General features: G+C 68.3%; 23 protein-coding genes. 6 read left to right on the top strand and 17 right to left on the bottom strand.

What is annotated here, in order from left to right; translation table 11 throughout:
* Positions 1-109: 109 nt before the first annotated feature.
* The 6 genes from V7Z54_RS04420 to V7Z54_RS04395 form a co-directional block, all read right to left on the bottom strand.
* Positions 110-436: a c-type cytochrome gene (locus tag V7Z54_RS04420; RefSeq protein WP_334134654.1), complete on the bottom strand. Its 327-nt coding sequence runs from the start codon at positions 434-436 to the stop codon at positions 110-112.
* An 89-nt stretch (positions 437-525) separates the two neighbouring features.
* Positions 526-1,626 carry a c-type cytochrome gene (locus V7Z54_RS04415; protein ID WP_334134647.1) on the bottom strand — a complete coding sequence of 367 codons (1,101 nt, stop codon included), beginning with the start codon at positions 1,624-1,626 and terminating at the stop codon, positions 526-528.
* 2 nt (positions 1,627-1,628) lie between these two features.
* Positions 1,629-2,981: a sulfite dehydrogenase gene (soxC, locus tag V7Z54_RS04410; protein WP_334134645.1), complete on the bottom strand. Its 1,353-nt coding sequence runs from the start codon at positions 2,979-2,981 to the stop codon at positions 1,629-1,631.
* A complete protein-coding gene (locus tag V7Z54_RS04405; RefSeq protein WP_334134644.1) occupies positions 2,974-3,372 on the bottom strand; it encodes an ArsR/SmtB family transcription factor in 399 nt (132 codons plus the stop codon). The genes soxC and V7Z54_RS04405 overlap by 8 nt, the downstream gene beginning before the upstream one ends.
* A 314-nt stretch (positions 3,373-3,686) precedes the next feature.
* Positions 3,687-4,433 (bottom strand): lipoprotein-releasing ABC transporter ATP-binding protein LolD, encoded by a 747-nt coding sequence (gene lolD, locus V7Z54_RS04400; RefSeq protein ID WP_334134642.1) that lies wholly within the window; start codon positions 4,431-4,433, stop codon positions 3,687-3,689.
* A gap of 134 nt (positions 4,434-4,567) precedes the next feature.
* Positions 4,568-5,836 carry a lipoprotein-releasing ABC transporter permease subunit gene (locus tag V7Z54_RS04395; RefSeq protein ID WP_334134640.1) on the bottom strand — a complete coding sequence of 423 codons (1,269 nt, stop codon included), beginning with the start codon at positions 5,834-5,836 and terminating at the stop codon, positions 4,568-4,570.
* A gap of 93 nt (positions 5,837-5,929) precedes the next feature.
* Between V7Z54_RS04395 and V7Z54_RS04390 the strand changes: the two genes are divergently transcribed.
* The 3 genes from V7Z54_RS04390 to V7Z54_RS04380 are packed head-to-tail and all read left to right on the top strand — an operon-like array spanning position 5,930 to position 9,551.
* Positions 5,930-7,045 carry a hypothetical protein gene (locus V7Z54_RS04390; RefSeq protein WP_334134638.1) on the top strand — a complete coding sequence of 372 codons (1,116 nt, stop codon included), beginning with the start codon at positions 5,930-5,932 and terminating at the stop codon, positions 7,043-7,045.
* Positions 7,042-8,787 (top strand): single-stranded-DNA-specific exonuclease RecJ, encoded by a 1,746-nt coding sequence (gene recJ, locus V7Z54_RS04385; protein WP_334134637.1) that lies wholly within the window; start codon positions 7,042-7,044, stop codon positions 8,785-8,787. Before V7Z54_RS04390 ends, recJ begins: the two co-directional genes overlap by 4 nt.
* Positions 8,784-9,551 (top strand): RluA family pseudouridine synthase, encoded by a 768-nt coding sequence (locus tag V7Z54_RS04380; RefSeq protein WP_334134635.1) that lies wholly within the window; start codon positions 8,784-8,786, stop codon positions 9,549-9,551. The genes recJ and V7Z54_RS04380 overlap by 4 nt, the downstream gene beginning before the upstream one ends.
* Before the next feature lie 31 nt (positions 9,552-9,582).
* Here V7Z54_RS04380 and V7Z54_RS04375 read toward each other — a convergent pair whose 3' ends face one another.
* Genes V7Z54_RS04375 through V7Z54_RS04365 form a run of 3 tightly spaced genes read right to left on the bottom strand, consistent with a single transcriptional unit; the run spans position 9,583 to position 11,930 of the window.
* Positions 9,583-10,566 carry a patatin-like phospholipase family protein gene (locus V7Z54_RS04375; protein ID WP_334134634.1) on the bottom strand — a complete coding sequence of 328 codons (984 nt, stop codon included), beginning with the start codon at positions 10,564-10,566 and terminating at the stop codon, positions 9,583-9,585.
* Positions 10,566-11,204 (bottom strand): 3-oxoacid CoA-transferase subunit B, encoded by a 639-nt coding sequence (locus V7Z54_RS04370; RefSeq protein ID WP_334134632.1) that lies wholly within the window; start codon positions 11,202-11,204, stop codon positions 10,566-10,568. The genes V7Z54_RS04375 and V7Z54_RS04370 overlap by 1 nt, the downstream gene beginning before the upstream one ends.
* A gap of 21 nt (positions 11,205-11,225) precedes the next feature.
* A complete protein-coding gene (locus V7Z54_RS04365; protein WP_334134653.1) occupies positions 11,226-11,930 on the bottom strand; it encodes a CoA transferase subunit A in 705 nt (234 codons plus the stop codon).
* Positions 11,931-12,022: 92 nt separating this feature from the next.
* Here V7Z54_RS04365 and V7Z54_RS04360 point away from each other — a divergent pair, with 92 nt between their 5' ends.
* Both V7Z54_RS04360 and V7Z54_RS04355 read left to right on the top strand, forming a co-directional pair.
* Positions 12,023-12,448: a hypothetical protein gene (locus tag V7Z54_RS04360; protein ID WP_334134630.1), complete on the top strand. Its 426-nt coding sequence runs from the start codon at positions 12,023-12,025 to the stop codon at positions 12,446-12,448.
* Positions 12,429-13,031: a LuxR C-terminal-related transcriptional regulator gene (locus V7Z54_RS04355; protein ID WP_334134628.1), complete on the top strand. Its 603-nt coding sequence runs from the start codon at positions 12,429-12,431 to the stop codon at positions 13,029-13,031. Before V7Z54_RS04360 ends, V7Z54_RS04355 begins: the two co-directional genes overlap by 20 nt.
* 3 nt (positions 13,032-13,034) lie before the next feature.
* On the opposite strand, the gene queF is transcribed toward V7Z54_RS04355, so the two are convergent.
* The 6 genes from queF to V7Z54_RS04325 form a co-directional block, all read right to left on the bottom strand.
* On the bottom strand, positions 13,035-13,940 hold the full coding sequence (gene queF, locus V7Z54_RS04350) for an NADPH-dependent 7-cyano-7-deazaguanine reductase QueF (protein WP_334134626.1): 906 nt from the start codon (positions 13,938-13,940) through the stop codon (positions 13,035-13,037).
* A gap of 180 nt (positions 13,941-14,120) precedes the next feature.
* Positions 14,121-14,969 (bottom strand): 2OG-Fe(II) oxygenase, encoded by an 849-nt coding sequence (locus V7Z54_RS04345; RefSeq protein ID WP_334134624.1) that lies wholly within the window; start codon positions 14,967-14,969, stop codon positions 14,121-14,123.
* Between the two features lie 55 nt (positions 14,970-15,024).
* The gene (yaaA, locus tag V7Z54_RS04340; protein ID WP_334134622.1) at positions 15,025-15,810 is read right to left on the bottom strand and encodes a peroxide stress protein YaaA; all 786 of its coding nucleotides are present in this window, start codon (positions 15,808-15,810) and stop codon (positions 15,025-15,027) included.
* Between the two features lie 239 nt (positions 15,811-16,049).
* Entirely contained in the window at positions 16,050-16,640 is a 591-nt protein-coding gene (locus V7Z54_RS04335) for a DUF3501 family protein (protein ID WP_334134650.1), read from the bottom strand.
* An 81-nt stretch (positions 16,641-16,721) separates the two neighbouring features.
* On the bottom strand, positions 16,722-18,092 hold the full coding sequence (locus V7Z54_RS04330) for a (Fe-S)-binding protein (protein WP_334134621.1): 1,371 nt from the start codon (positions 18,090-18,092) through the stop codon (positions 16,722-16,724).
* A 118-nt stretch (positions 18,093-18,210) separates the two neighbouring features.
* Positions 18,211-18,633 (bottom strand): rubrerythrin family protein, encoded by a 423-nt coding sequence (locus V7Z54_RS04325; RefSeq protein WP_043698586.1) that lies wholly within the window; start codon positions 18,631-18,633, stop codon positions 18,211-18,213.
* Between the two features lie 462 nt (positions 18,634-19,095).
* Here V7Z54_RS04325 and V7Z54_RS04320 point away from each other — a divergent pair, with 462 nt between their 5' ends.
* Positions 19,096-22,113 carry a valine--tRNA ligase gene (locus V7Z54_RS04320; protein ID WP_334134617.1) on the top strand — a complete coding sequence of 1,006 codons (3,018 nt, stop codon included), beginning with the start codon at positions 19,096-19,098 and terminating at the stop codon, positions 22,111-22,113.
* Positions 22,114-22,444: 331 nt separating this feature from the next.
* On the opposite strand, the gene V7Z54_RS04315 is transcribed toward V7Z54_RS04320, so the two are convergent.
* Positions 22,445-22,672, bottom strand: a complete 228-nt coding sequence (locus tag V7Z54_RS04315) for a sulfurtransferase TusA family protein (RefSeq protein ID WP_334134616.1) — start codon at positions 22,670-22,672, stop codon at positions 22,445-22,447.
* 351 nt (positions 22,673-23,023) lie between these two features.
* On the bottom strand, positions 23,024-23,911 hold the full coding sequence (cysM, locus tag V7Z54_RS04310) for a cysteine synthase CysM (protein ID WP_334134649.1): 888 nt from the start codon (positions 23,909-23,911) through the stop codon (positions 23,024-23,026).
* Positions 23,912-23,968 lie beyond the last annotated feature (57 nt).

The raw sequence follows: 23,968 nt of genomic DNA, 5'->3' as shown, positions 1-23,968 counted from the left end.
CCCCCAGCGACACCAGCGTCGCCAGCGCACCGCCGGCCTTCAGCACGGCGCGTCGATTCTGCTTCATCTTTAACTCCTTGTCGACTACATACCCCGCACAAAGCGGACATCACTTGTCAGGCGCTCCGGCCAGCACCCACTCAGCCAGCACCTTCGCGTCGGCGTCGCTCAGGTTCGGCTGGGCGGGCATCGGTACCGGACCCCACTTGCCCGTGCCCCCCTTCTTGATTGAGGCGGCGAGCTCTTCCGGCTTCATCCCCTTGTACTTGGCAGCGATGTCCTTGTACGCCGGACCCACCATCTTCTTGTCAACGGCATGGCACCCCATGCAGGCATTCTTTTGCGCCAGCCCCTTGGCCGCAGCGGCATCGAGCGCATACGCCGGCGCGGTCAGCACCGCCACACCCATCGTCGCCGCAAACAACATTTTCCGCATCATCGTTGTGCTCCTGTGTATTGCCCCGTCCCCGAGGCTCGTTGTTGAGAGACGCTACGAGGTGGGCGGGTTCCCCGCCCACACGCTGGTCACTTGGCGCCCGCTGCAATCCAGGCCGCAATCGCTTTGGCGTCGGCATCGCTGACCTGTGGTTGCGGCGGCATGGGAATGGCCCCGAAGACGCCCTGACCACCGCTTTTGATCTTGTCGACCAAATACCCTTCGAGATCGGCCTTGCCCTTGTGCTTGGCAGCCACCTCGTTGAAGCCAGGACCAACGATCTTACTGGCCACGCCATGGCAGGCGGTGCAGGCGTTCTTGGCCAGCAGCGCCTTCGCGGCGGCACCTGGATCGGCCTGGGCGACACCCGCCGGCACCGGGGCCGTCATCGATACCCGCTGCGTCAGCGGCTCCTTGCGCGGCGGCTTCGTGGTGTCCAAGCCGCGCGTCGGACCGATGATACGCTGCTGCTCGAGCAGGTTGCCGTGCGAGTCGCGTGCCCAATCCGGCAGCATGGATTTGATGTCACCCTCGACCGGGCAGTCCTTCATGCAGCGGGTATTGCGCACGTCAGGCTTGCCGGAGAAGGTATAGTTGGGCAACCACAGCCCGTGGTCGGTGGTCATGCCATTGCGGTTGGGCATACGCTTTTGCACCTCGGCGATGTTTTGATCGCTCAGGACAAAATCTTCCGGCACGATGTCGCCCAGATGCAGGATGTACGCCACGACGCCATAGACATCCTCAACCGACAGTGACTTGGGCGCATTCCACGGCATGGCGCGGTTGATGTAGTCCCACAGTGTCGAGATCGTGGGCACCTTCATCAGCGTAGTGCGCTGCGGGTAGTGGGCCTCCAGCCGCAGATTGGCGACGCGGCCAGTCTCGATGTCCTTCTTGGTGGTGCCGCCGACGATGGGCGTAAACACCTCGTTGGACTCACCGAACTCGCCGTGACAGGACGCGCACTTGGCGTCCCACACTTCCTGGCCGTGCCGCACCGACCCGGAACCCTTGGGCAGGCCCTTGAAGTCCGGCCGCACATCGATGTCCCAGGCCTTGATCTCGGCCGGCGTGGGCGCGCGGCCCATGTCATACCATGGCTTGTTGGCGTGCGCCGCCCCGGCGAAGCCCGCGGCCAGCAGCGCGGCAACGGCGGCCGCGCGAACAGTGTGTTGGATACGCTTCATCTTCAGTACACCTGCACGTTGGAGACTTCGCCGTTTTCGGCCACGAGCCAGCTCTGGATGGCGTTGTTGTGGTAGATGGAACGCGTGCCACGCACCGCCCGCAGTTGGTTGATCTTGGGCTGCACATAGCCGGTGGAGTCGATGGCGCGGCTTTGCAGGATGGCCGGCTTGCCGTCCCACACCCAGTCGAAGTTGAAGCGCGTAAACGCCTTGGGCAGAATGGGTTTTTCCAGCCGGGCCGGACGCCAGGTGCGGCCGCCATCGACCGACACGTCCACCGCCTTGATGGTGCCGCGGCCCGACCACGCCAAGCCGGTGATGTTGTAGTAGCCGCGATCGAGCAGCGTCTGCCCACCCGAGGGCGAGGTGATGACGCTCTTACACTCCTGGATGCCGCTGTACTGGCGGTGCAGTCCGTTGGGCAACAGGTCGATGTAGTGGATGGACTCGTCCTTGGTGCCCCAGGGCTTGTCGCCCACTTCGATGCGGCGCAGGTACTTCACGGAACTGACCGCCTGCACCCCGGGCACGATCAGGCGCAGCGGGTAGCCGTTTTCGGGCCGCAGCATCTCGCCGTTCTGACCCCAGGCAACGATGACGTCGTCCATCGCCAGCTCGATCGGGATGGTGCGCGTCATCGACGAGCCGTCCGCCCCTTCGGCCAGCACATACTTGGCGCGCTTGCGGTCGATGCCGCACATATCCAGCAGCGTGGACAGAAGCACCCCGGTCCACTCCGAGCAGCTGCACATGCCGTGCGTGTACTGCACGGTGGGCACCGCCACGTTGGCCCACTCCATCGCGGTGTTGGCCCCGCACTCCAAGAAGTGGATACGCGAGACGCTGGGCAGGCGCATCAATTCATCCATGGTGAAGACGCGCGGCCGCTTGATCAGCCCGTCGTCTCCGTGAACCATCAGGCGGTGCTGCGAGGGATCGATGTCCCACCAGCCTTGGTGGTGGCGCTCGAAGTGCAGACCACTGGGCGTGATGATGCCAAACAGGCCCTGCAGCGGTGTGAAGCTCACCGACGCCTGCGACACCCGTGTCAGACCCGGGCTTTCGCGGCGTTGCAGGTTGCTTTCCCACTTGCTGGGCATGCCGTAGCCGCGCGCGGCCACCGGCTGCCCCAGCCCGGTGGTGTGCTCGGGCAGCTTGAGGATGGCATCTTCGCCTTCGGGGGCGGCGATGGCCTTACCGCCCACGGCGGCGCCTGCGGCACCGGCCCCCATGGCCAGCGCCTTGGCCATGAAACTGCGCCGTGCCTTGCGCGCCAGCTCCAACAGCTCGGGGCTGAGATGGTTCTCGGGCGCGGGCTTGACCCGGCCGACGATATCACGGAGATTCTCAGACACTGGTTTCTTCCTTTGACTGAACGGGAAACACCGAGATCGGGCCACCGGCCTTGCGCTCGGCACGCGCTGCCGACTGGACACCCATCACCTGCTGCACGACCAGGCGGCACAGTTCGAGGTCCGGCGACCGCGACGCCCGGTAGTACACCCGATTGCCCACGCGCCGTCGCGTCAGCAGCCCGGCCTGGTACAGCCGCGCCAGATGCCGCGAGACGTTGGCCTGCTCCAGCCCCGTCACGTGCATGATGTCGTTGACGCAGCGCTCAGCCTGGCACACCGTGTGCAGGATGCGCAGCCGCGTCGGCTCGCCCAACACGCTGAAGCGCCGCGCCACGACCTCGAACACCGCCACCGGCGGGTCGGCAGACAGGGGGCAGGCGCACGGGTTCATAACCGCAGTATATGATTACTTGCGAATATCGTGATTAGTGTAAACCCTAAATCCGACGACCCGCTGACGACCGGTCTCGCCGCGGTCGTCGCTGCGGCGGCCCACCTGGACTGCAGGGTGGCAGCCGCCGTCTTGGCCAACTGTCCTGCTGCCACGGACAGCGCCACCGCACCACCCGCCGGTGGGCCATGCGGTCGGCCGATAGCGCCCATTAGGTCTGCTGCCGCTCGACCGTCTTCGCCGTGGCGTTGCGGCGTGCCGGCCCCGCCCCTGTGCGGAGGCAGCGCAGCCGTGAGGGGTGCACCGCGCCGGGGTTAGCCCATCGAGCTCAGGACGCCGCCGGACAGCCGCAGCGTGCGGTCGCAGCGCGCGGCCAGCTCGGGATCGTGCGTCACCAGCACGAACGCCGTGCCCTGGGCGCGCGCCAGCTCCAGCATCAGGCCAAACACCGTGCGGGCCGTGTCACGGTCGAGATTGCCGGTCGGTTCATCGGCCAGCACGCAGTCGGGCTGCGTGACGAGCGCGCGCGCAATCGCCACCCGCTGGCGCTCCCCGCCGGAGAGCTCCGCCGGCCGGTGCTGCAGCCGCTCACCCAACCCGACCCGCCGCAGCCAGTCGGCCGCGCGCCGCGCCGCCTCAGCGCGGTCGCTGCGCCGGATCCACAGCGGCATCGCCACGTTGTCACAGGCGCTGAATTCGGGCAGCAGGTGGTGGAATTGATACACAAACCCCAGGTGGCGATTGCGCGCCAAGCCCTGCTCGCGCGGTCCGAGCCGCTGCAGGTCCTGCCCCATCAGGTGCACCTGCCCGTCGGTGGGCGCATCCAGCGCCCCCAGCAGGTGCAGCAGCGTGCTCTTGCCGGAGCCGGAAGCACCGACGATGGCCACCGTCTCGCCAGCATGCACAGTCAGGTCCACGCCGCGCAAGACGGTCACATCCAGCCGCCCCTCGCCAAAGCGCTTGACCAGGCCGCGCGCCTGCAGCACCACGGCCGACGCGCCCCCCGCGGACGCCGATCCCAACTCCGCGGCCCGCGGTGGCTCGATCTGGGTTTCACTCATGACGTGCCCCCGCGCCGGAAGGTACCCGCAGCCCGATCCCGCCGGATGGACACGTACGCCATGACCTCGCGCGCCCATCGGCGCAGGAAGGGGACTGAAACCCCATTCCGATCAACAGACCGATCAGCGCTGTCTTACTCATAACGCAACGCCTCCGCCGGGTTGATGCGGCTGGCGCGCCAGCTGGGGTAGAGCGTGGCGGCGAACGCCAGCGCCAGCGCGATCAACGCAATGGGCACGATGTCGGCCGCCTGCGGGTCACTGGGCATGCGGCTGATGAGGTAGATGTCCTGCGGCAGGAAATGCACGCCCAGCAAACGCTCCAGCGCCGGGACCAAGGTATCGATATGGAAGGCCACCCCCAATCCCAGCGTCAGCCCCGCCGCGGTGCCGATGACGCCCACCGCCGCACCCTGCACCACGAAAATCGCCATGATGCTGCGCGGGCTGGCCCCCAGCGTGCGCAGGATGGCGATGTCGGCGCGCTTGTCGGTGACGGTCATCACCAGCGTCGAGACCAGGTTGAATGCCGCCACCGCCACGATCAGCGTCAGAATGATGAACATCATGCGCTTTTCCACCTGCACCGCGGCAAACCAGGTGCGGTTGGCGCGTGTCCAGTCGCGCACCGCCAGGCCCTCGAAGCCGGCCGTCTGCAGACGCGCCGCCAGCTCGATGGCCACCTCGCGCGCCGCGTGCAGGTCGTCCAGCCGCACGCGCAGTCCCGTCGGTCCCTCGACCCGGAATAATCGCTGCGCATCCTCCAGGTGCACCAGCGCCAGCGTGGCGTCGTACTCATAGTGACCGGAGTCGAATAGTCCCACCACCGTCATCTGGCGCAGCCGTGGCACCACGCCGGCGGGGGTGAGCTGCCCCGACGGCAGCACCAGTGTGACGGTGTCGCCAGTGGTCACCCCCAGCGCACGCGCCAGCGCCGCCCCCAGCACGACGCCAAAGCGCCCGGGCTGCAGGGCCGCCAGCGCTTGCGCGGCCCAATCGGCCCCCAGCGCCGTTACCGCCGGCTCGGCGGCTGGGTCGACGCCGCGCACCACCACTCCCTTCATGTCCTGCCCCCGCGCCAGCAGCCCCTGCTCAGCAATGAATGGGGCCACCGCCCGCACGCGCGGGTGCTGCCGCAGCACCGCCGCCACCGCAGCCGCATCGGGCAGCGCCTCGCCGCCAAAGGTCAGCACCTCAACGTGCGCCAACACGCCTAGCATGCGGTCGCGCACCTCCTTCTGGAAACCGTTCATCACCGACAACACGATGATCAGCGCCGCCACACCCAGCGCGATACCCAGCATCGACACCGCGCTGATGAACGAGATAAAGCCATTGCGGCGGCTGGCGCGGCCGGCGCGCGTGTAGCGCCAGCCGATCAGCAATTCGTAGGGGACAGCCATGGAGCGCCTGAAGCAATCGATGACCCGATTGTGCCCTGACGGCGCCGCCCGCTGCGTCGTCATGCGCGGGCCGGATGGCCGACAATTGCGCATATGACCGTGGCTAGCCACCTGATCGTCGCCCATGCCGGCCCGCCGCTGGACGGACTGCCCCCCGAGCCCCCGCCGCTGGTGCGGGCGCTGCACGCCATCCCCCCCGAAGCGGCGCACGACGGCGACCCGTGGAGCCTGACGCCACCACACGAGCACGCGCTGGCCACGGCTCTGGGCTGGACCGTGACCGACGGGGCCCTGCCCTGGGCCGCGTGGTCGGCGCAGCGCGTCGGGGTAGCGTGTGCGTGGCTGCACCCGTGCCACTGGCAAGCCAGCCTGGATCACATCCAGATCGTGCCGGCGCAGGCGTTGGCCATCACCGCCGAGGAGGCGCAGGCTTTGGCCGACGCGCTGACGCCGTTGGCGGCCGAGGACGGCTGGCGCCTGTATGTCGAATCGGCGCAGCGCTGGCGTTTGGAGGGGCCTGCCCTGGACAGCTGGCGCGGCGCCAGCCTCAGCCGGGTGGCCCACCGGCGCGCCGACCCGTGGTGGCGGCGCCAGCGCGCCGCCGACATGGGCAACCCAGCCGGCCGCGCTTTGCTGCGGCTGCTCAACGAAGCGCAGATGCTGTATGACCGGCACCCGGTCAATACCGCGCGTGCCGCGCGCGGGCTGCCTGCCGTCAACGGCCTGTGGCTGGATGGCGCTGGCGTCTGGCCCGGCGATGGCCCCACGCCCGCCAACGCCGATGTGGCGCTGATGGAGGGCTGGACTGACGGGCCAGCAGTGCCGGTGCAGGACTGGTCTGCGGCCTGGCAGCGCTTGAGCGACACCGTACTCGTCCCGTGGCTGCGGGACGCCGCCAAGGCGGGCGCCGACCGGCCCCACAGGCTGACGTTGTGCGGGCAGCGTGGCTGGCGGCGCTGGCGGCTGGACCGGGCGCAGTGCATCGCGCTGGCGCGCGCTCTGGACACCACCTGGGCCGCCGCGATACCAACAGCGGCGCCAGCGGACGGCGCGCGCGCGCCAGGCGTCCCCCCGGCCCGCCACAGCGGCCCCTGGTGGCAGCGCCTGTGGCCCTGGGGCGGCAGACGCAACCCCGGCGCGCTGCCCCCACCCCACGCCCGGCGCGATGACGACGGGCACGGTGCCGCAACGTGGTGGAGCGCGCTGTGAAGCTGACGCCCCGCCCCACCCCGGCGCGCGCCGCCTGGGCACTGCAACAGGCCGGCATCGCTCCCCTGTTGGCGCGCCTGTACGCCGCGCGCGGCGTCACCGATGCCCGCGAGCTGGACGATGACCTGGCTCATCTGCCGCCGCCGACGACACTGCGCGGTGCGCAAGAAGCTGCCGAGCTGCTGGCCGATGCGCTGCAGCACGGGCACACCATCGGCATCGTGGCCGACTACGACTGCGACGGCGCCACCGCCTGCGCCACCGCCTGGCGTGGCCTGCACGCGCTGGGCGCAGCCGTGGGCGGCGCCCGCGTGCGCTACGTGGTGCCCGACCGCGCGCGCGACGGCTACGGCCTGACCCCGGCGCTGGCTGAGCGGGTGCGCGCGCTCGGCGCCGATGTGCTGCTCACGGTGGACAACGGCATCGCCAGCCTGGATGGCGTGGCGCACGCCCGCGCGCTGGGCCTGCAGGTGCTCATCACCGACCACCACCTGCCGCTGGTGCACAACGGCCAGCCCCGGCTACCGCAGGACTGCGTGATCGTCAACCCCAACCAGCCCGGCTGCGGCTTTCCGTCCAAGGCGCTGGCCGGGGTGGGGGTGATGTTTTACGTGCTGCTGGCGCTGCGCGCCGAACTGCGCCGTCGCGGCTGTTTCGATGCCGTGGCGCAACCGCGGCTGGACGGTCTGCTGCCCTTGGTGGCGCTGGGCACCGTGGCCGACGTGGTGCGGCTGGACGCCGTCAACCGCCGCCTGGTGGCGCAGGGTCTGCGCCGCATCCGCGCCGGTGCCATGCCCCCGGGTCTGGCGGCGCTGCTGGCGGTGGCAGGCCGCCCGGCGGCGCGCGCCACCACCGCCGATCTGGGCTTTGCGGTGGCACCGCGGCTCAATGCCGCCGGGCGGCTGCGCGACATGGCGCTGGGCATCGACTGTCTGATCACCGACGACCCGCAGCGCGCCCATGCGCTGGCGCAAACGCTGGACGCCATCAACCGCGAGCGCCGCCACGTCGAAAGCGCCATGCGCGAGCAGGCGCTGCAGACGGTGGCCGAACGGCATGGCGCCGCGCTCGACCCGGACAACGCGCCGCCGGCATTGGTGATATTCGACCCCTCGTTCCACGAGGGCGTGGTGGGTATCGTCGCCGCGCGCCTGAAAGACCGCCTGCACCGCCCCACCTTCGTGTTTGCCCCAGCGCAGACCGACGACGGCGCGACCTGCTTGCGCGGCTCGGGGCGCTCTATTGCCGGCTTTCATCTGCGCGACGCGCTGGACTGGATCGCCAAGCAGCACCCCGGAGTGCTGCAGCGCTTTGGCGGACATGCGATGGCGGCGGGCTGCACGCTAGCGGTGGATGCGCTGCCACGCTTCGAAGCGGCGCTGCAGGCGGTGGCACAGCGCTGGCTGGACGAGGCCACGCTGCAGCGCCGCCTGGACACCGACGGGGCGCTGCATGCCGACGAGCTGGTGCTGACGACCGCTGAGCTGCTAGAAGCCCAGGTGTGGGGCCAGGGATTCCCGGCCCCGCTGTTTCACGACGAGGTCGACATCCTACAGCAGCGCCTGGTTGGCGAACGCCACCTGGCGCTGCGCGTGCGCGTGGCGGGCACGGAGCACGAGGCCATCTGGTTTGGCCGCGCCGACCCCTTGCCCGCCCGCACCCAGCTGGCCTGGCGCCTGGGGGTGGACGAATGGCAGGGTCAGCGACGCCTGCGCCTGTTCGTGGAGGCGGCAGCCGGATGAATGCCGCAGCCATCCGGACCCCTGCCGCGCCACCCTGTCAGGCAACGCGGCGCCACGACGACGGTCTGGCTGTGGTGCCGCCGCCGGTGGCGCTGGTGGCGCCAGCCGGCGACCCGCTGGTGCGGCATGCAGATGCCGACCTGCTCGTCGTCGACAAGCCCGCGGGCCTGCTGTCGGTGCCCGGCCGGGGGCCGGACAAGGCCGACTGTGTGGTCGCCCGTCTGCAGCCACACTGGGGGCCGCTATACGTGGTGCATCGGCTCGACATGGCCACGTCTGGGCTGCTGGTGCTGGCGCGCCACCCTGCCGCGCAGCGGGCGCTGTCGCGCGCGTTTGCCGACCGCCAGGTGCGCAAAACCTACGAAGCCATCGTCGCGGGCTGGCCGCTACCACCCGTGGGCACAGGTGTCGACGCCTGGGGCGACATCCGTCTGCCACTGGTGGTGGACTGGCCTCGGCGGCCGCGCAGCGTGGTGTGCTTCGTGCACGGCAAGCCCAGCCACACGCGCTGGCAGCCGCTGCGGCGGCTGCACTGGGGACGGCATCCGGCCACGCGGCTGGCACTGCAACCCGTCACCGGGCGCTCGCATCAGCTGCGCGTGCATCTGCTCGCGCTGGGCCACCCGATTCTGGGCGACGAGCTGTACGCCCCGCCCGCGCTGCAGGCCGCCGCCCCCCGACTGCTGCTGCATGCCTGCACACTGGCGCTGCCGCACCCGCGCAGGGGCCAGTGGTGCGCGTGGCACAGTCCGGCGCCGTTTTGACCGCCGCCCTGGTCGTCCACCCCGCGGGCGGTCAGAGCGGCGGTGAGGAGCCGTCTGCCGACCCGCCCACCGCTGCCGTCGCTTCTGCAGACCCTGGCGGCGCCAGCACCTGCAGCACGTCGGCAATCGCCGGCAGCGCCTGCTCGGCAGCCTTGCGGCCCGCCGCAATGGCCGGCGCCGCGCGGTGAAAGTCCATGGCGGCGATGTCGGCCAGCATGGGCCGCAGCATCACGTCTGCCGGCTCGCCGGCCAGACGGCTTTGCGTGATGCGCCACTGCACGATATTCAAACTGGTGGTCAGCACGTCCAACAGCGACGGCTGCTCGCCTCCGGCAGCGGAGGAGGTCGCCTTAGGGTCAGCGCGCCACTGCAGCCGCGCCAGCAACGCATCGATGAGCCCGCCGCGCGGCTTCGGGGCGGCACGCCCCGCTACGCGATGCCGCCGCGCCATCAGGTGCCAGTTCAGATCAACCGCGATCACCACGTCGGCCCCCATGGCCCGGCATAGCGATACGGGAACGGGGTTGACCAAGCCACCATCGACCAGCAGTCGCCCTTGCACTCGGGCCGGCGTAAACACCCCCGGCACCGCGATGGAGGCGCGCACCGCGTCGATGACCGACCCCTCGCGCAGCCACACCTCGCGCCCGGTGCCCAGCTCGGTGGCCACGCAGCCAAACGGCAGCGGCAGCTGCTCGATGCCCGCGTCGGCAAAGCGCTCGCGAAAAAACGCCACCAGTTTGCCGCCCTCGATCAGCCCGCCGCCCATGCGCAGGTCAATCAGACCGACCACCTGCGGCCAGGTGAGCGTGCGCACCCAGGCCTCCAGCCGCGGCAGCTCACCGGCCGCAAACGCCGCCCCCACCAGCGCGCCGATGGAGGTGCCACACACCACGTCCACCGGCACCTGCGCCTCTTGCAGTACGCGCAGCACGCCGATGTGCGCCCAGCCTCGCGCCGCCCCGCTGCCCAGCGCCAGGCCCACGCGCAAGCGGCGCGCGCCAGCGGCGCCCATCACCGCAGCGGCACCCCGGTCTTGCTCTGGATGAACTCGCGCGTCACCCCCGGCGCCAGCTCCACCAGCTTCAGTCCCTCGGGCGTCACATCCATCACCCCGAGGTCGGTGATGATGCGGTCCACCACGCCTTGGCCGGTCAGCGGCAACGTGCATGCGGGGATGATCTTCAAATCCTCCGTGCCGTCCTTTTTGCGCGCCACGTGCTCCATCAGCACGACGACGCGCTTGACGCCGGCCACCAGGTCCATCGCCCCGCCCATGCCCTTGACCATCTTGCCGGGAATCATCCAGTTGGCCAGATCACCCTTGTCGGTCACCTGCATCGCGCCCAGGATCGACAAGTTGATCTTGCCGCCGCGGATCATCGCAAAGCTGTCGTGGCTGCCGAAGGTCGCCGAACCCTTGATGGTGGTGATGGTCTGCTTGCCAGCGTTGATCAGGTCCGGGTCCACCTCGTCCTCGTAGGGGAACGGGCCGATGCCCAGCAGTCCGTTTTCGCTCTGCAGCCAGACCTCGATGTGGTCGGGGACGTGGTTGGCCACCAGTGTCGGCAGCCCGATCCCCAGGTTGACATAGAAACCGTCCTGTAGCTCTTGGGCCGCGCGCGCGGCCATCTCGTCGTGCGTCCAGGGCATGGCGCTCTCCTTGTCGTTCGGTCAGACCTTGCGCTCGCGCGTGGTGCGGCGCTCGATGCGCTTCTCGGGCGTGGGGTTGTGCACGATGCGGTGCACATAGATGCCGGGCAGGTGCACGTCATCGGGCTCGATGGCGCCCGTGGGCACGATACGCTCGACCTCGGCGATGCAGATGCGGCCCGCCATCGCCACGGCGGGATTGAAGTTGCGCGCCGTCAGCCGAAAGCGCAGGTTGCCCGCCAGATCGGCCACATCGGCCTTGATCAGCGACACCTCCGGAAACAGCGCGTGCTCCAGGATGTAGGTTTCACCGTTGAATTCGCGGTGCTCCTTGCCTTCGGCCACGATAGTGCCCACACCGGTCTTGGTGAAGAAGGCCGGAATGCCGGCGCCGGCGGCGCGCAGCTTCTCGGCTAGCGTGCCCTGCGGCGTGAACTCGATCTCCAGCTCACCGGCCAGATACTGGCGCTCGAACTCCTTGTTCTCGCCCACGTAGCTGGAAATCATCTTTTTAATCTGCCGCGTCTGCAGCAGCTTGCCCAGACCAAAGTCATCGACGCCCGCGTTGTTGGAAATCACCGTCAGATCCTTGACGCCACTGGCGCGCAGCGCATCGATCAGCGCCTCGGGAATGCCGCACAGGCCAAAGCCGCCAACCGCAATCAACTGCCCGTCGCGCACCACGTCCCGCAGGGCCTCTGCCGCGCTGGGATAGACCTTGTTCATGCTCGCACGCTCCTGTCCTTCGGTGGAGAAAGTCGTACGATACACCGGTTGCGTTTACGTAGTATTGCGTAAAGACCAACCCCGATTCCGCCATGCTGCGCCTGCTGCTCGTCGGTCTGACCCTGCTGCACCTGGGCCCGGGACTGGCCTTCGCCCTGCTGGCGTTTGGCTGCGGGGACGCTGCGCTGCGCCCGGCCCCCCTTTGCGACGGCGGGGTGGCCGCATTCTTGCGCCTGACGGTGGCACTGTGGGGGGCGCTGGCACTGGCGGCCTGGTGCTGGGCGGCGATCCGCGACGAGCGCGTGCAGCCACATGCACGGCCCCCGCGGCGCGCCGCGATACTGCTGGCGTTGGCTGGCTGCGGCGCTATCGTGGCGCTCACCGGACAATGGCTCAGCGGTGAGGCGGCAGCGTGGCTGGCACTGCCCGCCGCCGTGGCCACCGGTTGGCTGGCACTGGCCAACCCGTCCCACTGCAACACCCCCTACCGCGTCGGCGATGAACGCCCCCCAACCTGAATCGTGCGCGCCCGCCGAAGGGCTGGCCAGCCCCGACGCCTACCGTCTGGCCTTCGAGCTGGCGCCGGTGGGTCTGGTGCTGTCGCGCCATCGCATCATGATCGACTGCAACCAGGCGCTGTGCGACATGTTCGGTGCCAGCCGAGAGCAACTGGTGGGTCAGAGCTTTCGTCTGCTCTACCCCAGCGCCGACGAATTCGAGCGCACCGGCGCCCGCATCGCCCCGATCCTGAACGCGCAGGGCTGGTACAGCGATGAGCGGCTGATGCGGCGCGTGGGCGGTCGTCTGGCCGGACAAATCTTCTGGTGCCACGTCACCGGCCGTGCGCTCGATCGCGCCGACCCGCACGCCGCCGGCATCTGGACGTTCGAGGATCTGTCCGCCCGCCGGCCGGTGCGGGCCGAACTCACCGCCCGCGAGCGGGAGATTGCCTCGCTGGTGGCGCGCGGGCTCACCGCAAAACAGATCGCCAGGGCGCTGGGCATCAGCCCGCGCACGGTGGAAGTGTACCGCACGCGGCTGCAACGCAAGTACCAGTGCGGCAGCACCCCAGAACTGATGCAGCGCCTGCTGACCGGCTAGCCGCTACTGCCGAGCCAGCCGGGCGTTGGTGGGCAGGGGCTGCGGATGGCTGGTGCGCCACGGGTTGATGTCCAGTCCCCCGCGGCGCGTATAGCGGGCATAGACGCTCAGACGCACCGGTCGGCAACGCGTCCAGATGTCCATGAAGATACGCTCCACGCACTGCTCGTGGAACTCTTGGTGCTGGCGAAAACTCACCAGGTAGCGCAGCAGACCGGCCTGGTCGATGGGGTGGCCGCTGTAGGCAATCTGCACGCTGCCCCAATCGGGTTGACCGGTAACCAGACAGTTGCTCTTGAGCAAGTCGCTGGTCAGCACCTCCTCCACGGGGGGTTGGGTGGCGTCGGCGCGCAGCAGCTGCGGCGCTGGTTGGTAGTACGTGCACTCCACGTCCAGCCGGTCCAGACTCAAGCCCGGCAGCGTTTGCACACGCTGCGCGCCCCACTCGGCCGGCAGCAGCAAACGCACGCCCACGCTACCGCGCTGTTCGCTACCGCGCCACAAGGCTTGCGACAGATCGGCGCGCAGCCGCTCGCGCACCGCCTCGACATCGGCAAAGCGGGTCTGGTGAAAGCTGTTCAGATACAGCTTGAACGACTTGCTCTCGATCAGGTTGGGGGTCTCGGCCGGAATCACGAAGTGGGCGATGGCCACCTGCGGCTTGCCGCGCTCGTTGAGCCAGCTCAGCTCGAACGCGGTCCACAGATCGGCACCGGTAAACGGCAAGGTGCCCCCGATGCCGATTTCGGCGCGCTTGGGGCCACGCGGCAGCGGGCACAGCAGGCTAGGGTCGTAGCGGTCAACATAGACGCTGGCCCGCCCCAACGGCGCGGCCTGCAGATCGGCGGCCGCGCCGCACGATGGCGCGCGGTCGGCACTCGGCGGGACGGGATCGTCAACGGAACTCATGGGAATGCAGCGTTGGAGGGATTGTGGTCGAGCCTTGGTGCCAACGAGTACCGGTGCCCGTGGGCTGTCGGCCCGCAACGGCACAAGCCGGCACGACGCAGCCGACACGACGTTCGGCGTCGGCGCCAGAGGCCGCTGTCACGTCAGACCAGTGGCCACGGTCTCAGCGTGGCGCCGCCGTCACGGCTGAAACTCACGCTCGCGCAGCCACTTGGTGGCCACCCACTTCTCGCCGCGCAGCACCGGTGCGCCGCCATGTAGGGTCTGAGTGGACGGATCCGGCCGATCATAGGCGAAAAACACCGCATGGCCGCGCTGAGGGTACACCTCCAGCCCGATGTCCGGAAACGTGGTACCGCCGCCAGCCTCAGGGTCGTTGAGGTACATGACCAGCGTGGCGACGCGCTGGCCACCGCGCTGCAAAATCCGAGCGCTGCCCGGTGCGCCCGGGTCGAAGTAGTCGTAATGGGGCTTGTACTGGGCACCGGGCCGATAGCGCAGCACCTGCAGCCCTTCGCCGTGGTCCACCGGCCACTGGACCAGGCGACTCAGCCGCGCTTCGATGCGCGCAATCAGCGGCGTCTCTGCGCGCCGGAAAAACATGCCGTCGCTGGTGCGGTCGGGATTGAGCTCCTCGCCCCCGGTGGCGGTCTGCACCGTGCGCGAGCGCTGCAGCCGCGGCTCAGCAGCGGCAATCAGCGCCGCGCACTCCTCATCGGACAGCAAGTCGGCCAACACCACCAGCCGTGGCTGCTGCAGCGCCGCCAGCACGCGCACGGTGCGGTCCCCCAGGTCGAGCGTGCGCGGCGACCCTGTCAGGTCGATGCGCGGCCGCGCCCAGGCCGATGTGGCGACTCGACGAGGTAACGCACTTACGTGCTCCTCCAGCGCCGTTTCCATGGCTTGCAACGCCACTTCCTCCTGCCAGCCGGCCTGGCGCATCGCCGCCAGCACATCCTGCGGGCTGCAGCCGGCGCGCGCCTGCTGCACGATCCATTGCCTCAGCTCCGCAGTGATGGTCTGGGCCATAGCCGCTGTCCCGACTGCGCGCTTGCCAACGCTGGCTCGCGTGTGGCGCCCCCGTTCACGCTGCTGCCCCGGCGGCGGCGTCGCGCCGGAATACCAGGCGGTCGGCGTCCGAGACCCCGGGTGCGAAGCGATAGCCCTCGAGGTCGAAGCCCTGCAGATCCGGCACACGCTGCACACGCTGCAGCGCGGCCCAGCGCGTCATCAGGCCGCGCGCGCGCTTGGCGGCAAAACTGATGACCTTGTAGCCCGCGCCACGGCGCTCCTCGAACACGCACTGCACCACACGCGCCGTCAGCGCGCGCCGATCCACCGCCTTGAAGTACTCCTCGCTGGCTAGGTTGACGATCACGCCGTCGTCCTGCGCCGCGCGGCTATCCAAATACCGCGCCAGGCGCGCGCCCCAGAACTGATAGAGGTTGCGCCCGCGCGACGTCAGCAGCCGCGTGCCCATCTCCAGCCGGTACGGCTGCATGCGATCCAGTGGCCGCAGCACGCCATACAGGCCGCTGAGGATGGCCACGTGCGCCTGCAGCCACTGTACGTCCGCTGGTGCCAGGCTGCGCACGTCCAGCCCTTCGTACACGTCACCGTTGAAGGCGTAGATGGCCGGGCGGCTGTTGTCGGGGGTGAACTCCCGCTGCCAGGCCTGGTAGCGCGCCACGTTGAGCGCCGCCAGGGTGTCGCTGAGGTCCATCAGCTCGGCCACCTGCTGCGGCGCGAGTGTGCGCAGCACCCCGATCAGCTCGGCCGCGTCGTCAACGAACAGCGGTTCGCTGGGCGTCACCGCGGGCAGGGGGGATTCGTAGTCCAGCGATTTGGCAGGGGACAGAACCAGCAGCATGTCGTCAACAACGCATCAAGTCGCCCCAGTAGGGCCATCGGCGTAGGGCCGCCGGTGCACCATCGGTGCGCTTGCCGGACACCGGATCAGCGCACGCAACAGCACGCTAACGTCCCACACCCCAGCGCGCCCCAGTGGGTGGGAAACCCGGCGGGGCCACCCGAGCACGACGACCGCGCGTCGCGGTGCCGGCAGCGCAACAGCACGCACTCCGTGCGCCCGCCGCGCGGGCGCCCTGATTATTGCAGGTCCCCCGCCAGGCTGGCCAGGGTTTCGGGCGGAATCTGCACGTGTGCGGGATAGTTCGTGTGGTCGCAACCCAGCTTGACCGCTGCACCGGCCTTGACCGCAGCACGCATCGTGGGCGTCAGCTCAAAGCGCAGAAAGTGCACCGCCGAGGTCTTATCCTCGGTTTCGCGGTCCAGGTCTTCGTCGGCAATCGCATAAACGCGCTCGTACCCTTCGACCTCGACGAACATGCGGTCTTCGATGCCGATTAGCCGCGCCAGCTCGCGCCGGCGTTCGTTGACGTCGGGGTATTCGATCATCATCGTTGCCTTCCAATTGGTGCCATCCGGCACCAGCGGGGCATAGGCGTCGATTTCGACCTGGATGCCCTCTTCCTCGAAGATCTTTTCGATGCGCAGCATTTCCTGGATCTGGTAGCGCATCGACAGCTCGCTTTCGAACTGCACCGTCAGGTGTTCGCCCAGATGCACGGTGCGCAGCTTGCGGTGGGCGATCACCTCGCCCTTGTGCTGCTTGCGCCACTTGGCGTACGCCTCCAGCGGCATCAGCGTCTCGCGGGTGATGCGGCCGGTGAGTTGCATGGTGGTGATCATGGGTCACACTCCCGTATCGGTAGAAGGCGCATCGTGCGCCTGGTGCGTCACATGTCTTGCCGCATGCCCTCAGGAGCCGGTGTGCCCGTCCTTCAGGCCATAGGCGGTGGCCAGCAGCGTCAGCGGGTGGGCCAGCTTGGGCGAGCCGAGCTGGTTAACCTCGAAGCCCTGCGCGATGTGGTGGCCACCGAGCGGACAGTCGGAGCTGATGTAGTCCGGTGAGCTGCCATCCTTCATCTGCGCCATGGTCTTGAACACGGGCTTGCCGATCTTCATCGCCACCGCATGGGTGGCCTTCTTGACCCCGTACGTGCCAGCGTGGCCCGAACAGCGCTCGATGGTGTTGACCTCGGTGCCGGGGATGAGTTTGAGCAGCTCCTCGGTGCGGCGGCCGATGTTTTGCACCCGCCCGTGGCAGGGGATCTGGTAGCTGACCTTGCCCAGCGGCTGGGTGAAGTCGGTCTTCAGCAGCCCGTCGCGTCGGCGCGCGCTGAAATACTCAAATGGGTCCCACATCGCTTCCTTGACGAGCTGCACATCGGCGTCGTCCGGGAACATCAGCGGCAGCTCCTGCTTGAACATCAGCGTGCAGCTGGGCACCGGGCTGAGGATGGCGAAGCCGTCGCGCGCGTAGCGCGCCAGCACCGGGATATTGGCTTCCTTGGCGGCAGCCACCGACTCCAGATCGCCCAGCTCCAGCTTGGGCATGCCGCAGCAGCGCTCCTTCTCCACCAGGGTGTACGGAATGCCATTGTGCGCCAGCACCTTGAGCAGGTCTAGCCCGATACCGGGTTCGTTGGCGTTGACGAAACAGGTGCCAAAAATTGCCACCTTGCCCGGGGTACGCTCGCCATCGACAACAGGCAGCGACTCGGGCGCGGCCGGCGCCGCCTGGCGCAGTGTCCGTGTGGCCAGCTGGGGCAGCCAAGCATCGCGGTGCACGTCCAGCACCTTCTCCATCGCGACGCGCCCGACAGCGGAGCGGTTGACGGCGTTGATGGTCTGCACCACGACCGGGATGCCAGCCAGCGAGCCGTGCACATCGGTGGCGGCCAGCAGCTTTTCCGCGGTCTTGACCTTGCCCTGACGAAACTTGATCGCCTTGGCCCGCAGCATGGTGTGGGGAAAGTCCAGGTTCCACTCGTGCGGCGGTGTGTACGGGCACTTGGTCATGTAGCACAGGTCGCACATGTAGCACTGGTCGACCACCTTCCAGTAGTCGGCTTTGTCCACGCCGTCGAGCTCGCCGGTCTTGCCGTCGTCGATCAGGTCAAACAGCGTAGGGAATGCCCCGCACAGGCTGACGCAGCGGCGGCAGCCATGACAAATGTCGAAGATGCGCTCGAGCTCCTCCAAGCACTTGGCCTCGTCATAGAAGCCGGGGTTGCGCCAGTCGAGCGGGTGCCGGGTCGGTGGCTCGAGGTTGCCTTCACGGGCCATGAGCGTCTCCTGGAGTGGGGTCGCCGTGTGGCGGCGACTCGGTTGTCAAAGCGTTCGCGCGGCGGCGCGGGCCACCAAGGGACGCGGGGATCATGCCCCCGCGCCCGCAGGGCGTCAATCAGTCAACCAGCTCGGCCAGCGCCTTGGCGTAGCGGTTGGCGTGCGAACGCTCCGCCTTGGCCAGCGTCTCGAACCAGTCGGCGATTTCGTCGAAGCCTTCTTCCCGCGCGGTCTTGGCCATGCCCGGGTACATATCGGTGTACTCGTGCGTCTCGCCCGCAATGGCCGACTCCAGGTTCTGGCGCGTGGTGCCGATCGGCATGCCGGTGGCGGGGTCACCCGCTTGCTCCAGAAATTCCAGATGGCCGTGCGCGTGGCCAGTTTCGCCTTCGGCAGTCGAGCGGAACAGCGCAGCCACGTCGTTTTGGCCCTCCACATCGGCCTTGTTGGCGAAATACAGATAACGCCGGTTGGCCATGGACTCGCCCGCGAAGGCGTCCTTCAAGCACTGCTCGGTCTTGGAGCCTTTCAGTTGTGGCATCGTCTCTTCTCCTTCAGGTGGTTCGGGAACACCGCCGCGCCCCCATGGCGGGCAGGCTCGGTAACCATACCCCCGCACCGCGCGGCCGTCCATACGGAAAAGGCAATGCGCACTATAGAGACGATCAATTTACTGGCGGGATACCATACATAGCGCTGTCACAGTCCTGTGCTCGAGGAGGAGCGTTTCGACGCGCCAGTGTCCGTACCCTTCCGGTGCGTGAAAAGCCGCACCCGCCGGCGTCACTACCGGTGACGACCCGCGCCACCACAGCGCCACGGCAAGCGCCGATCCGCCACCGCCGCCCGGCTGGCGCGCCTGCCGCCGCGGCACCCCCGCCGCCCCAACCAGGCACGGCGAAGCGCCCCTCTACAATTGCCCACTTCCATCATCGGTTTCGGGGCGCGGCTGCTGGTCCCAGCGCGCAGCCGCGTGCCCCTTTCGTGCACACCCGCTTCGACCATGTCCGAGACCCCCGCCCAACCCGGTCTGAACAGCCTGTCCAAGTCGTTCGAGCCCGCTGCCGTCGAGCGCCGCTGGGGCCCCGAATGGGAAGCCCGCGGCTACGGCCGGGCCGGCTGGCGCGGCACCGCAGCGCCCAACGCCGAGGCTGCACGCGCCGGGCACAACTTCGCCATTCAGCTGCCGCCGCCCAACGTCACCGGCACGCTGCACATGGGGCATGCGTTCAACCAGACCATCATGGACAGCCTGACGCGCTACCACCGCATGCGCGGCTACAACACGGTCTGGATTCCGGGCACCGACCACGCGGGCATCGCCACGCAGATCGTGGTGGAGCGTCAGTTGCAGCAGCAGGGCTTGAGCCGCCACGACCTGGGCGCCACACCCGAGGCCGCGCGCCAGAATTTCATCGCCCGCGTCTGGGAATGGAAAGAGAAAAGCGGCAACACCATCACGCAGCAGATGCGCCGCCTGGGCGACAGCGTGGACTGGAGCCGCGAGTACTTCACGATGGACGAGCGGCTGTCGCGCGTGGTGGTGGAGACCTTCGTGCGGCTGTACGAACAGGGCCTCATCTACCGCGGCAAGCGCCTGGTCAACTGGGACCCGGTGCTGATGAGCGCGGTGTCGGACCTGGAGGTGGAAAGCGAGGAAGAAGACGGCTTTTTGTGGTACATCGCCTATCCGTTGGTCAGCGGCCAAGGGCAACTGGTGGTGGCCACCACCCGGCCCGAGACGCTGCTGGGCGACGTGGCGGTGATGGTGCACCCCGAAGATGAGCGCTACGCCCACCTGGTGGGACAGTACGTGCGCCTGCCGCTGTGCGAGCGCGAAATCCCCATCATCGCCGACGCCTATGTGGATCGCAACTTTGGCACCGGCGTGGTCAAGGTCACCCCGGCACATGACGCCAACGACTACGCGGTCGGGCAGCGCCACCAGCTGCCGCTGATCAACGTGCTGACGCTGGATGCCAAGATCAACGACAACGCCCCCCCCGCCTACCGCGGGCTAGACCGCTTCGAAGCCCGCCAGCGCATCGTCGAAGACCTGCGCGCCGCCGGACTGCTGGTGGAGGTGAAGAAGCACCGCCTGATGGTGCCGCGTTGCGCGCGCACCGGCCAGATCGTCGAGCCAATGCTGACCGACCAGTGGTTCGTCGCCATGACCAAGGTGTCGGACCAAGACCCCACGGGCAAATCGATCGCCCAAAAAGCCATCGACGCGGTGGCCAGCGGACAGGTGCGCTTCATTCCCGAAAACTGGGTCAACACCTACAACCAGTGGATGAGCAACATCCAGGACTGGTGCATCAGCCGCCAGTTGTGGTGGGGGCACCAAATCCCAGCCTGGTACGACGCAGAGGGCAACGTGTACGTGGCGCGCAGCGAAGCCGACGCCCGCGCCCAGTTCGAGGCCTACGTGGCGCACCTGGGCGCGGAGCAGCGCCAGCGCTTGCTGGCTGCGGGCCTCAGGCGTGACCCCGACGTGCTCGACACCTGGTACTCCAGCGCCCTGGTGCCGTTTTCCACGCTGGGCTGGCCCGAGGCGGCCGAGCCCCCCGTCGCAACCGGCCACGCCAGCACGGCGGCAACCGCGAGCACAGCGCAGGCGTCTGCCGCGCCGCTGAGCGACTACGACCTCTACCTGCCCAGCACCGTGCTGGTCACGGGCTATGACATCATCTTCTTCTGGGTGGCGCGCATGATCATGATGACCACCCACTTCACCGGCCGGGTACCGTTCCGCCACGTCTACATCCACGGCCTGGTGCGCGACGCGCAGGGCCGCAAGATGAGCAAGTCCGAGGGCAATGTGCTCGATCCGGTGGACCTTATCGACGGCATCGACCTGCCTGCGTTGCTGGAAAAACGCACCACCGGGCTTCGCAAACCCGAAACCGCCCCCGCCATCCGCAAGGCCACCGAAAAGGAGTTTCCCGACGGCATCCCAGCCTACGGCGCGGATGCGCTGCGCTTGACCTTCGCGGCGTTGGCCTCGTTGGGGCGCAGCATCAACTTCGACAGCAAGCGCTGCGAGGGCTACCGCAACTTCTGCAACAAACTATGGAACGCCACCCGCTTCGTGCTGATGCACTGCGAAGGGCACGACTGCGGCCTGGCCGAGCACACTCCCGACCAGTGTGCCGCCGGTGGCCCTTTCCACGGCTACCTGAGTTTTTCTGCCGCCGATCGCTGGATCGTCTCGGCGCTGCAGCGCGTGGAGGCCGACATCGCGCGCGCCTTTGCCGACTACCGGCTCGACCTGGTAGCGCAAGCGCTGTACAGCTTCGTATGGGACGAGTTTTGCGACTGGTATCTGGAAATCGCCAAGGTGCAGCTGCACACCGGCGACGCCGCCCAGCAGCGCGCCACGCGGCGCACGCTGATTCGCACGCTGGAAACCATTCTGCGCCTGGCGCACCCCATCATCCCCTTCATCACCGAGGAACTGTGGCAGAAAGTGGCCCCGGTGGCCGAGCGCGCAGGGCCGTCGGTCAGCATCGCCCCTTACCCTGAGGCGCAGCCGCAGCGCATCGACCCCGCTGCCGAGGCCGCGGTAGCGCACTTCAAGGCCGTGGTGGAGGCCTGTCGCCGCCTGCGCGGTGAAATGGGTGTGTCGCCTGCGCAGCGTCTGCCGCTATACGCGCTGGGTGACGGCGAGTTTCTGCAGCGCTGGGCCGCCGCACTGCAGGCACTGGCCAAGCTCAGCGAAGTACGCGTCTTTGCCAGCGAAGCCGAGTGGACGGCCGCCGCGCAGGCCGCGCCCGTCGCGGTGGTGGGCGACGCGCGCCTGTGCCTCTTCATGCCCATCGACGTCGCCGCCGAGAAGGCCCGCCTGGGCAAGGAAGTGGCGCGGCTGCAGGGCGAAATCGCCAAGGCACAGGGCAAGCTGGCCAACGAGGCATTCGTGGCCAAGGCCCCGCCAGCGGTGATCGAGCAGGAGCGCAAGCGTCTGGCGGACTTTTCCGCCGCGCTGGAGAAAGTGCAGGCGCAGCTGGCGCGGCTCGGTTAAGCCGCCGGGCGTCTTGCGGGCCTGGGACAGAGCTGCCGCCCCCCGGCACCCGAAGCGCCACGCGCAGCGGCTTACATCGACACAGGTTGACAGGGCTGGAAAAACCCGACTTACCGTGTGAGGTGAGCGCTCAACTGGGATGGCATCACCTTGAAAAGTGACCTGCCCTTCAGCCATCACCAACGGAGGTGATGGTTTGGGGCGACATCTGATTGACCGGGTGTGGCCACACGTCTCGCTGCCAGCCCCCTTCCGTGACTGTGGCCGCTACCGCCCGTAGGCGGCTGTCGATGCACCACGGCCCCGCACTGCGGCGCGCTGGGCCGCAGCCTCAGCGGCGCTTGAGCACCGAAATATGCACCCCGTCGTTCGATTCCTGGTGCAGCAGCTCGTTGCCGGTTTGCTTGGCAAACGCCTGAAAGTCGCGCACCGAGCCCGCGTCGGTGGCAATCACCTTCAGAACCTGGCCACTGCTCATCTCCGCCAGCGCTTTTTTGGCTTTCAGGATCGGCAGCGGACAGTTCAGGCCGCGTGCGTCCACTTCGCGATCGATATTCATCGGCAAAACACCTCGTTGGGCCCATATTGTACGGCGCGCTGCCAAAAGCCTCGGTTACCCCAGGCTGGGCGGGGTTAGGGGTTTACCCGGTGTGCACGTCAGCGGTGCCGCGTATCGGCCACCTGCGGCTGCACCTGGAAACGTCAGTCGCATGCGGTGCAGCGGCGTTGCCCCACGCACAAGCCCACATCGATAACAACACCAGCCGCACGCACATCGGCTGGCGTAGGCGCACACCAATGGCTGCGGCGTTGCGCGGGTGTACAACGCATGGGTCGCACCCGCGGGGGCTGCCATGCCCATGGCGCTCGCGCAGGCACGCAAGCCCAACCGCAGCGCTCCTCCCCGGCCTCACGCCGGAAAGACGCCGGTGGACAGATAGCGGTCGCCGCGATCGCAGACAATGAAAACGATGGTGGCGTCGCGCTCGCGCGCGGCGATCTGCTGCGCCACCCAGCACGCCCCAGCAGCCGAAATCCCCGCAAAAATGCCCTCCTCGCGCGCCAGTCGGCGGCACATCGCCTCGGCATCGGCTTGACTGACGTAGACCAGCTCATCGACCTGCGCAGGGTCGTAGATCTTAGGCAGGTACTCGGGCGGCCACTTGCGGATGCCCGGAATGCGTGAGCCTTCGCTGGGCTGCGCACCGATAATGCGAATGGCCGGGTTGCGCTCTTTCAGGTACCGCCCCACCCCGGTGATGGTGCCGGTGGTGCCCATCGCGCTGACGAAGTGCGTGATGCGCCCGCCGGTCTGCTTCCAGATTTCCGGGCCGGTAGTCTCGTAGTGGATGCGCGGGTTGTCGGGGTTGGCAAACTGGTCCAGCACCCGGCCCTTGCCTTCGCGCTGCATTTTCTCCGCCAGGTCACGCGCGTACTCCATGCCGCCGCTCTTGGGCGTGAGGATCAGCTCGGCGCCGAACGCCTTCATCGTCTGCGCGCGTTCCACCGACAGGTCCTCGGGCATGATGAGCACCATGCGGTAGCCTTTGATGGCGGCGGCCATGGCCAGCGCGATGCCGGTGTTGCCACTGGTGGCCTCGATCAGTGTGTCGCCGGGGCGGATCTCGCCGCGCTCCTCGGCGCGCCGGATCATCGACAGCGCGGGACGATCCTTGACCGAACCAGCGGGGTTGTTGCCCTCCAACTTACCCAGCACGACGTTGCTGCGCTGGCCATTGTCGGGCTCGCCGATGCGCTGCAGCGCCACCAGCGGCGTGCCGCCAATGGCATCCTCGATGGTGGGGTAGCGGCGCGGCGCCCGGCGCCGGGCCGCCGGGCGGCTGCCCGAAGCGGA

The organism is Tepidimonas sp., from assembly GCF_036824975.1.
In the GTDB taxonomy this organism is placed as follows: domain Bacteria; phylum Pseudomonadota; class Gammaproteobacteria; order Burkholderiales; family Burkholderiaceae_C; genus Tepidimonas.
The sequence above is the reverse complement of the archived record's forward strand: the minus strand, read 5'-3'. Positions and strand labels throughout refer to the sequence as shown.

Coding starts and splice junctions, on each gene's coding strand:
- V7Z54_RS04420 (WP_334134654.1), bottom strand. CDS start 436: ATGCGGAAAATGTTGTTTGCGGCGACGATGGGTGTGGCGGTGCTGACC.
- V7Z54_RS04415 (WP_334134647.1), bottom strand. CDS start 1,626: ATGAAGCGTATCCAACACACTGTTCGCGCGGCCGCCGTTGCCGCGCTG.
- V7Z54_RS04405 (WP_334134644.1), bottom strand. CDS start 3,372: ATGAACCCGTGCGCCTGCCCCCTGTCTGCCGACCCGCCGGTGGCGGTG.
- lolD (WP_334134642.1), bottom strand. CDS start 4,433: ATGAGTGAAACCCAGATCGAGCCACCGCGGGCCGCGGAGTTGGGATCG.
- V7Z54_RS04395 (WP_334134640.1), bottom strand. CDS start 5,836: ATGGCTGTCCCCTACGAATTGCTGATCGGCTGGCGCTACACGCGCGCC.
- V7Z54_RS04390 (WP_334134638.1), top strand. CDS start 5,930: ATGACCGTGGCTAGCCACCTGATCGTCGCCCATGCCGGCCCGCCGCTG.
- V7Z54_RS04380 (WP_334134635.1), top strand. CDS start 8,784: ATGAATGCCGCAGCCATCCGGACCCCTGCCGCGCCACCCTGTCAGGCA.
- V7Z54_RS04375 (WP_334134634.1), bottom strand. CDS start 10,566: ATGGGCGCCGCTGGCGCGCGCCGCTTGCGCGTGGGCCTGGCGCTGGGC.
- V7Z54_RS04370 (WP_334134632.1), bottom strand. CDS start 11,204: ATGCCCTGGACGCACGACGAGATGGCCGCGCGCGCGGCCCAAGAGCTA.
- V7Z54_RS04365 (WP_334134653.1), bottom strand. CDS start 11,930: ATGAACAAGGTCTATCCCAGCGCGGCAGAGGCCCTGCGGGACGTGGTG.
- V7Z54_RS04360 (WP_334134630.1), top strand. CDS start 12,023: ATGCTGCGCCTGCTGCTCGTCGGTCTGACCCTGCTGCACCTGGGCCCG.
- V7Z54_RS04355 (WP_334134628.1), top strand. CDS start 12,429: ATGAACGCCCCCCAACCTGAATCGTGCGCGCCCGCCGAAGGGCTGGCC.
- queF (WP_334134626.1), bottom strand. CDS start 13,940: ATGAGTTCCGTTGACGATCCCGTCCCGCCGAGTGCCGACCGCGCGCCA.
- V7Z54_RS04345 (WP_334134624.1), bottom strand. CDS start 14,969: ATGGCCCAGACCATCACTGCGGAGCTGAGGCAATGGATCGTGCAGCAG.
- yaaA (WP_334134622.1), bottom strand. CDS start 15,810: ATGCTGCTGGTTCTGTCCCCTGCCAAATCGCTGGACTACGAATCCCCC.
- V7Z54_RS04335 (WP_334134650.1), bottom strand. CDS start 16,640: ATGCAACTCACCGGCCGCATCACCCGCGAGACGCTGATGCCGCTGGAG.
- V7Z54_RS04330 (WP_334134621.1), bottom strand. CDS start 18,092: ATGGCCCGTGAAGGCAACCTCGAGCCACCGACCCGGCACCCGCTCGAC.
- V7Z54_RS04325 (WP_043698586.1), bottom strand. CDS start 18,633: ATGCCACAACTGAAAGGCTCCAAGACCGAGCAGTGCTTGAAGGACGCC.
- V7Z54_RS04320 (WP_334134617.1), top strand. CDS start 19,096: ATGTCCGAGACCCCCGCCCAACCCGGTCTGAACAGCCTGTCCAAGTCG.
- V7Z54_RS04315 (WP_334134616.1), bottom strand. CDS start 22,672: ATGAATATCGATCGCGAAGTGGACGCACGCGGCCTGAACTGTCCGCTG.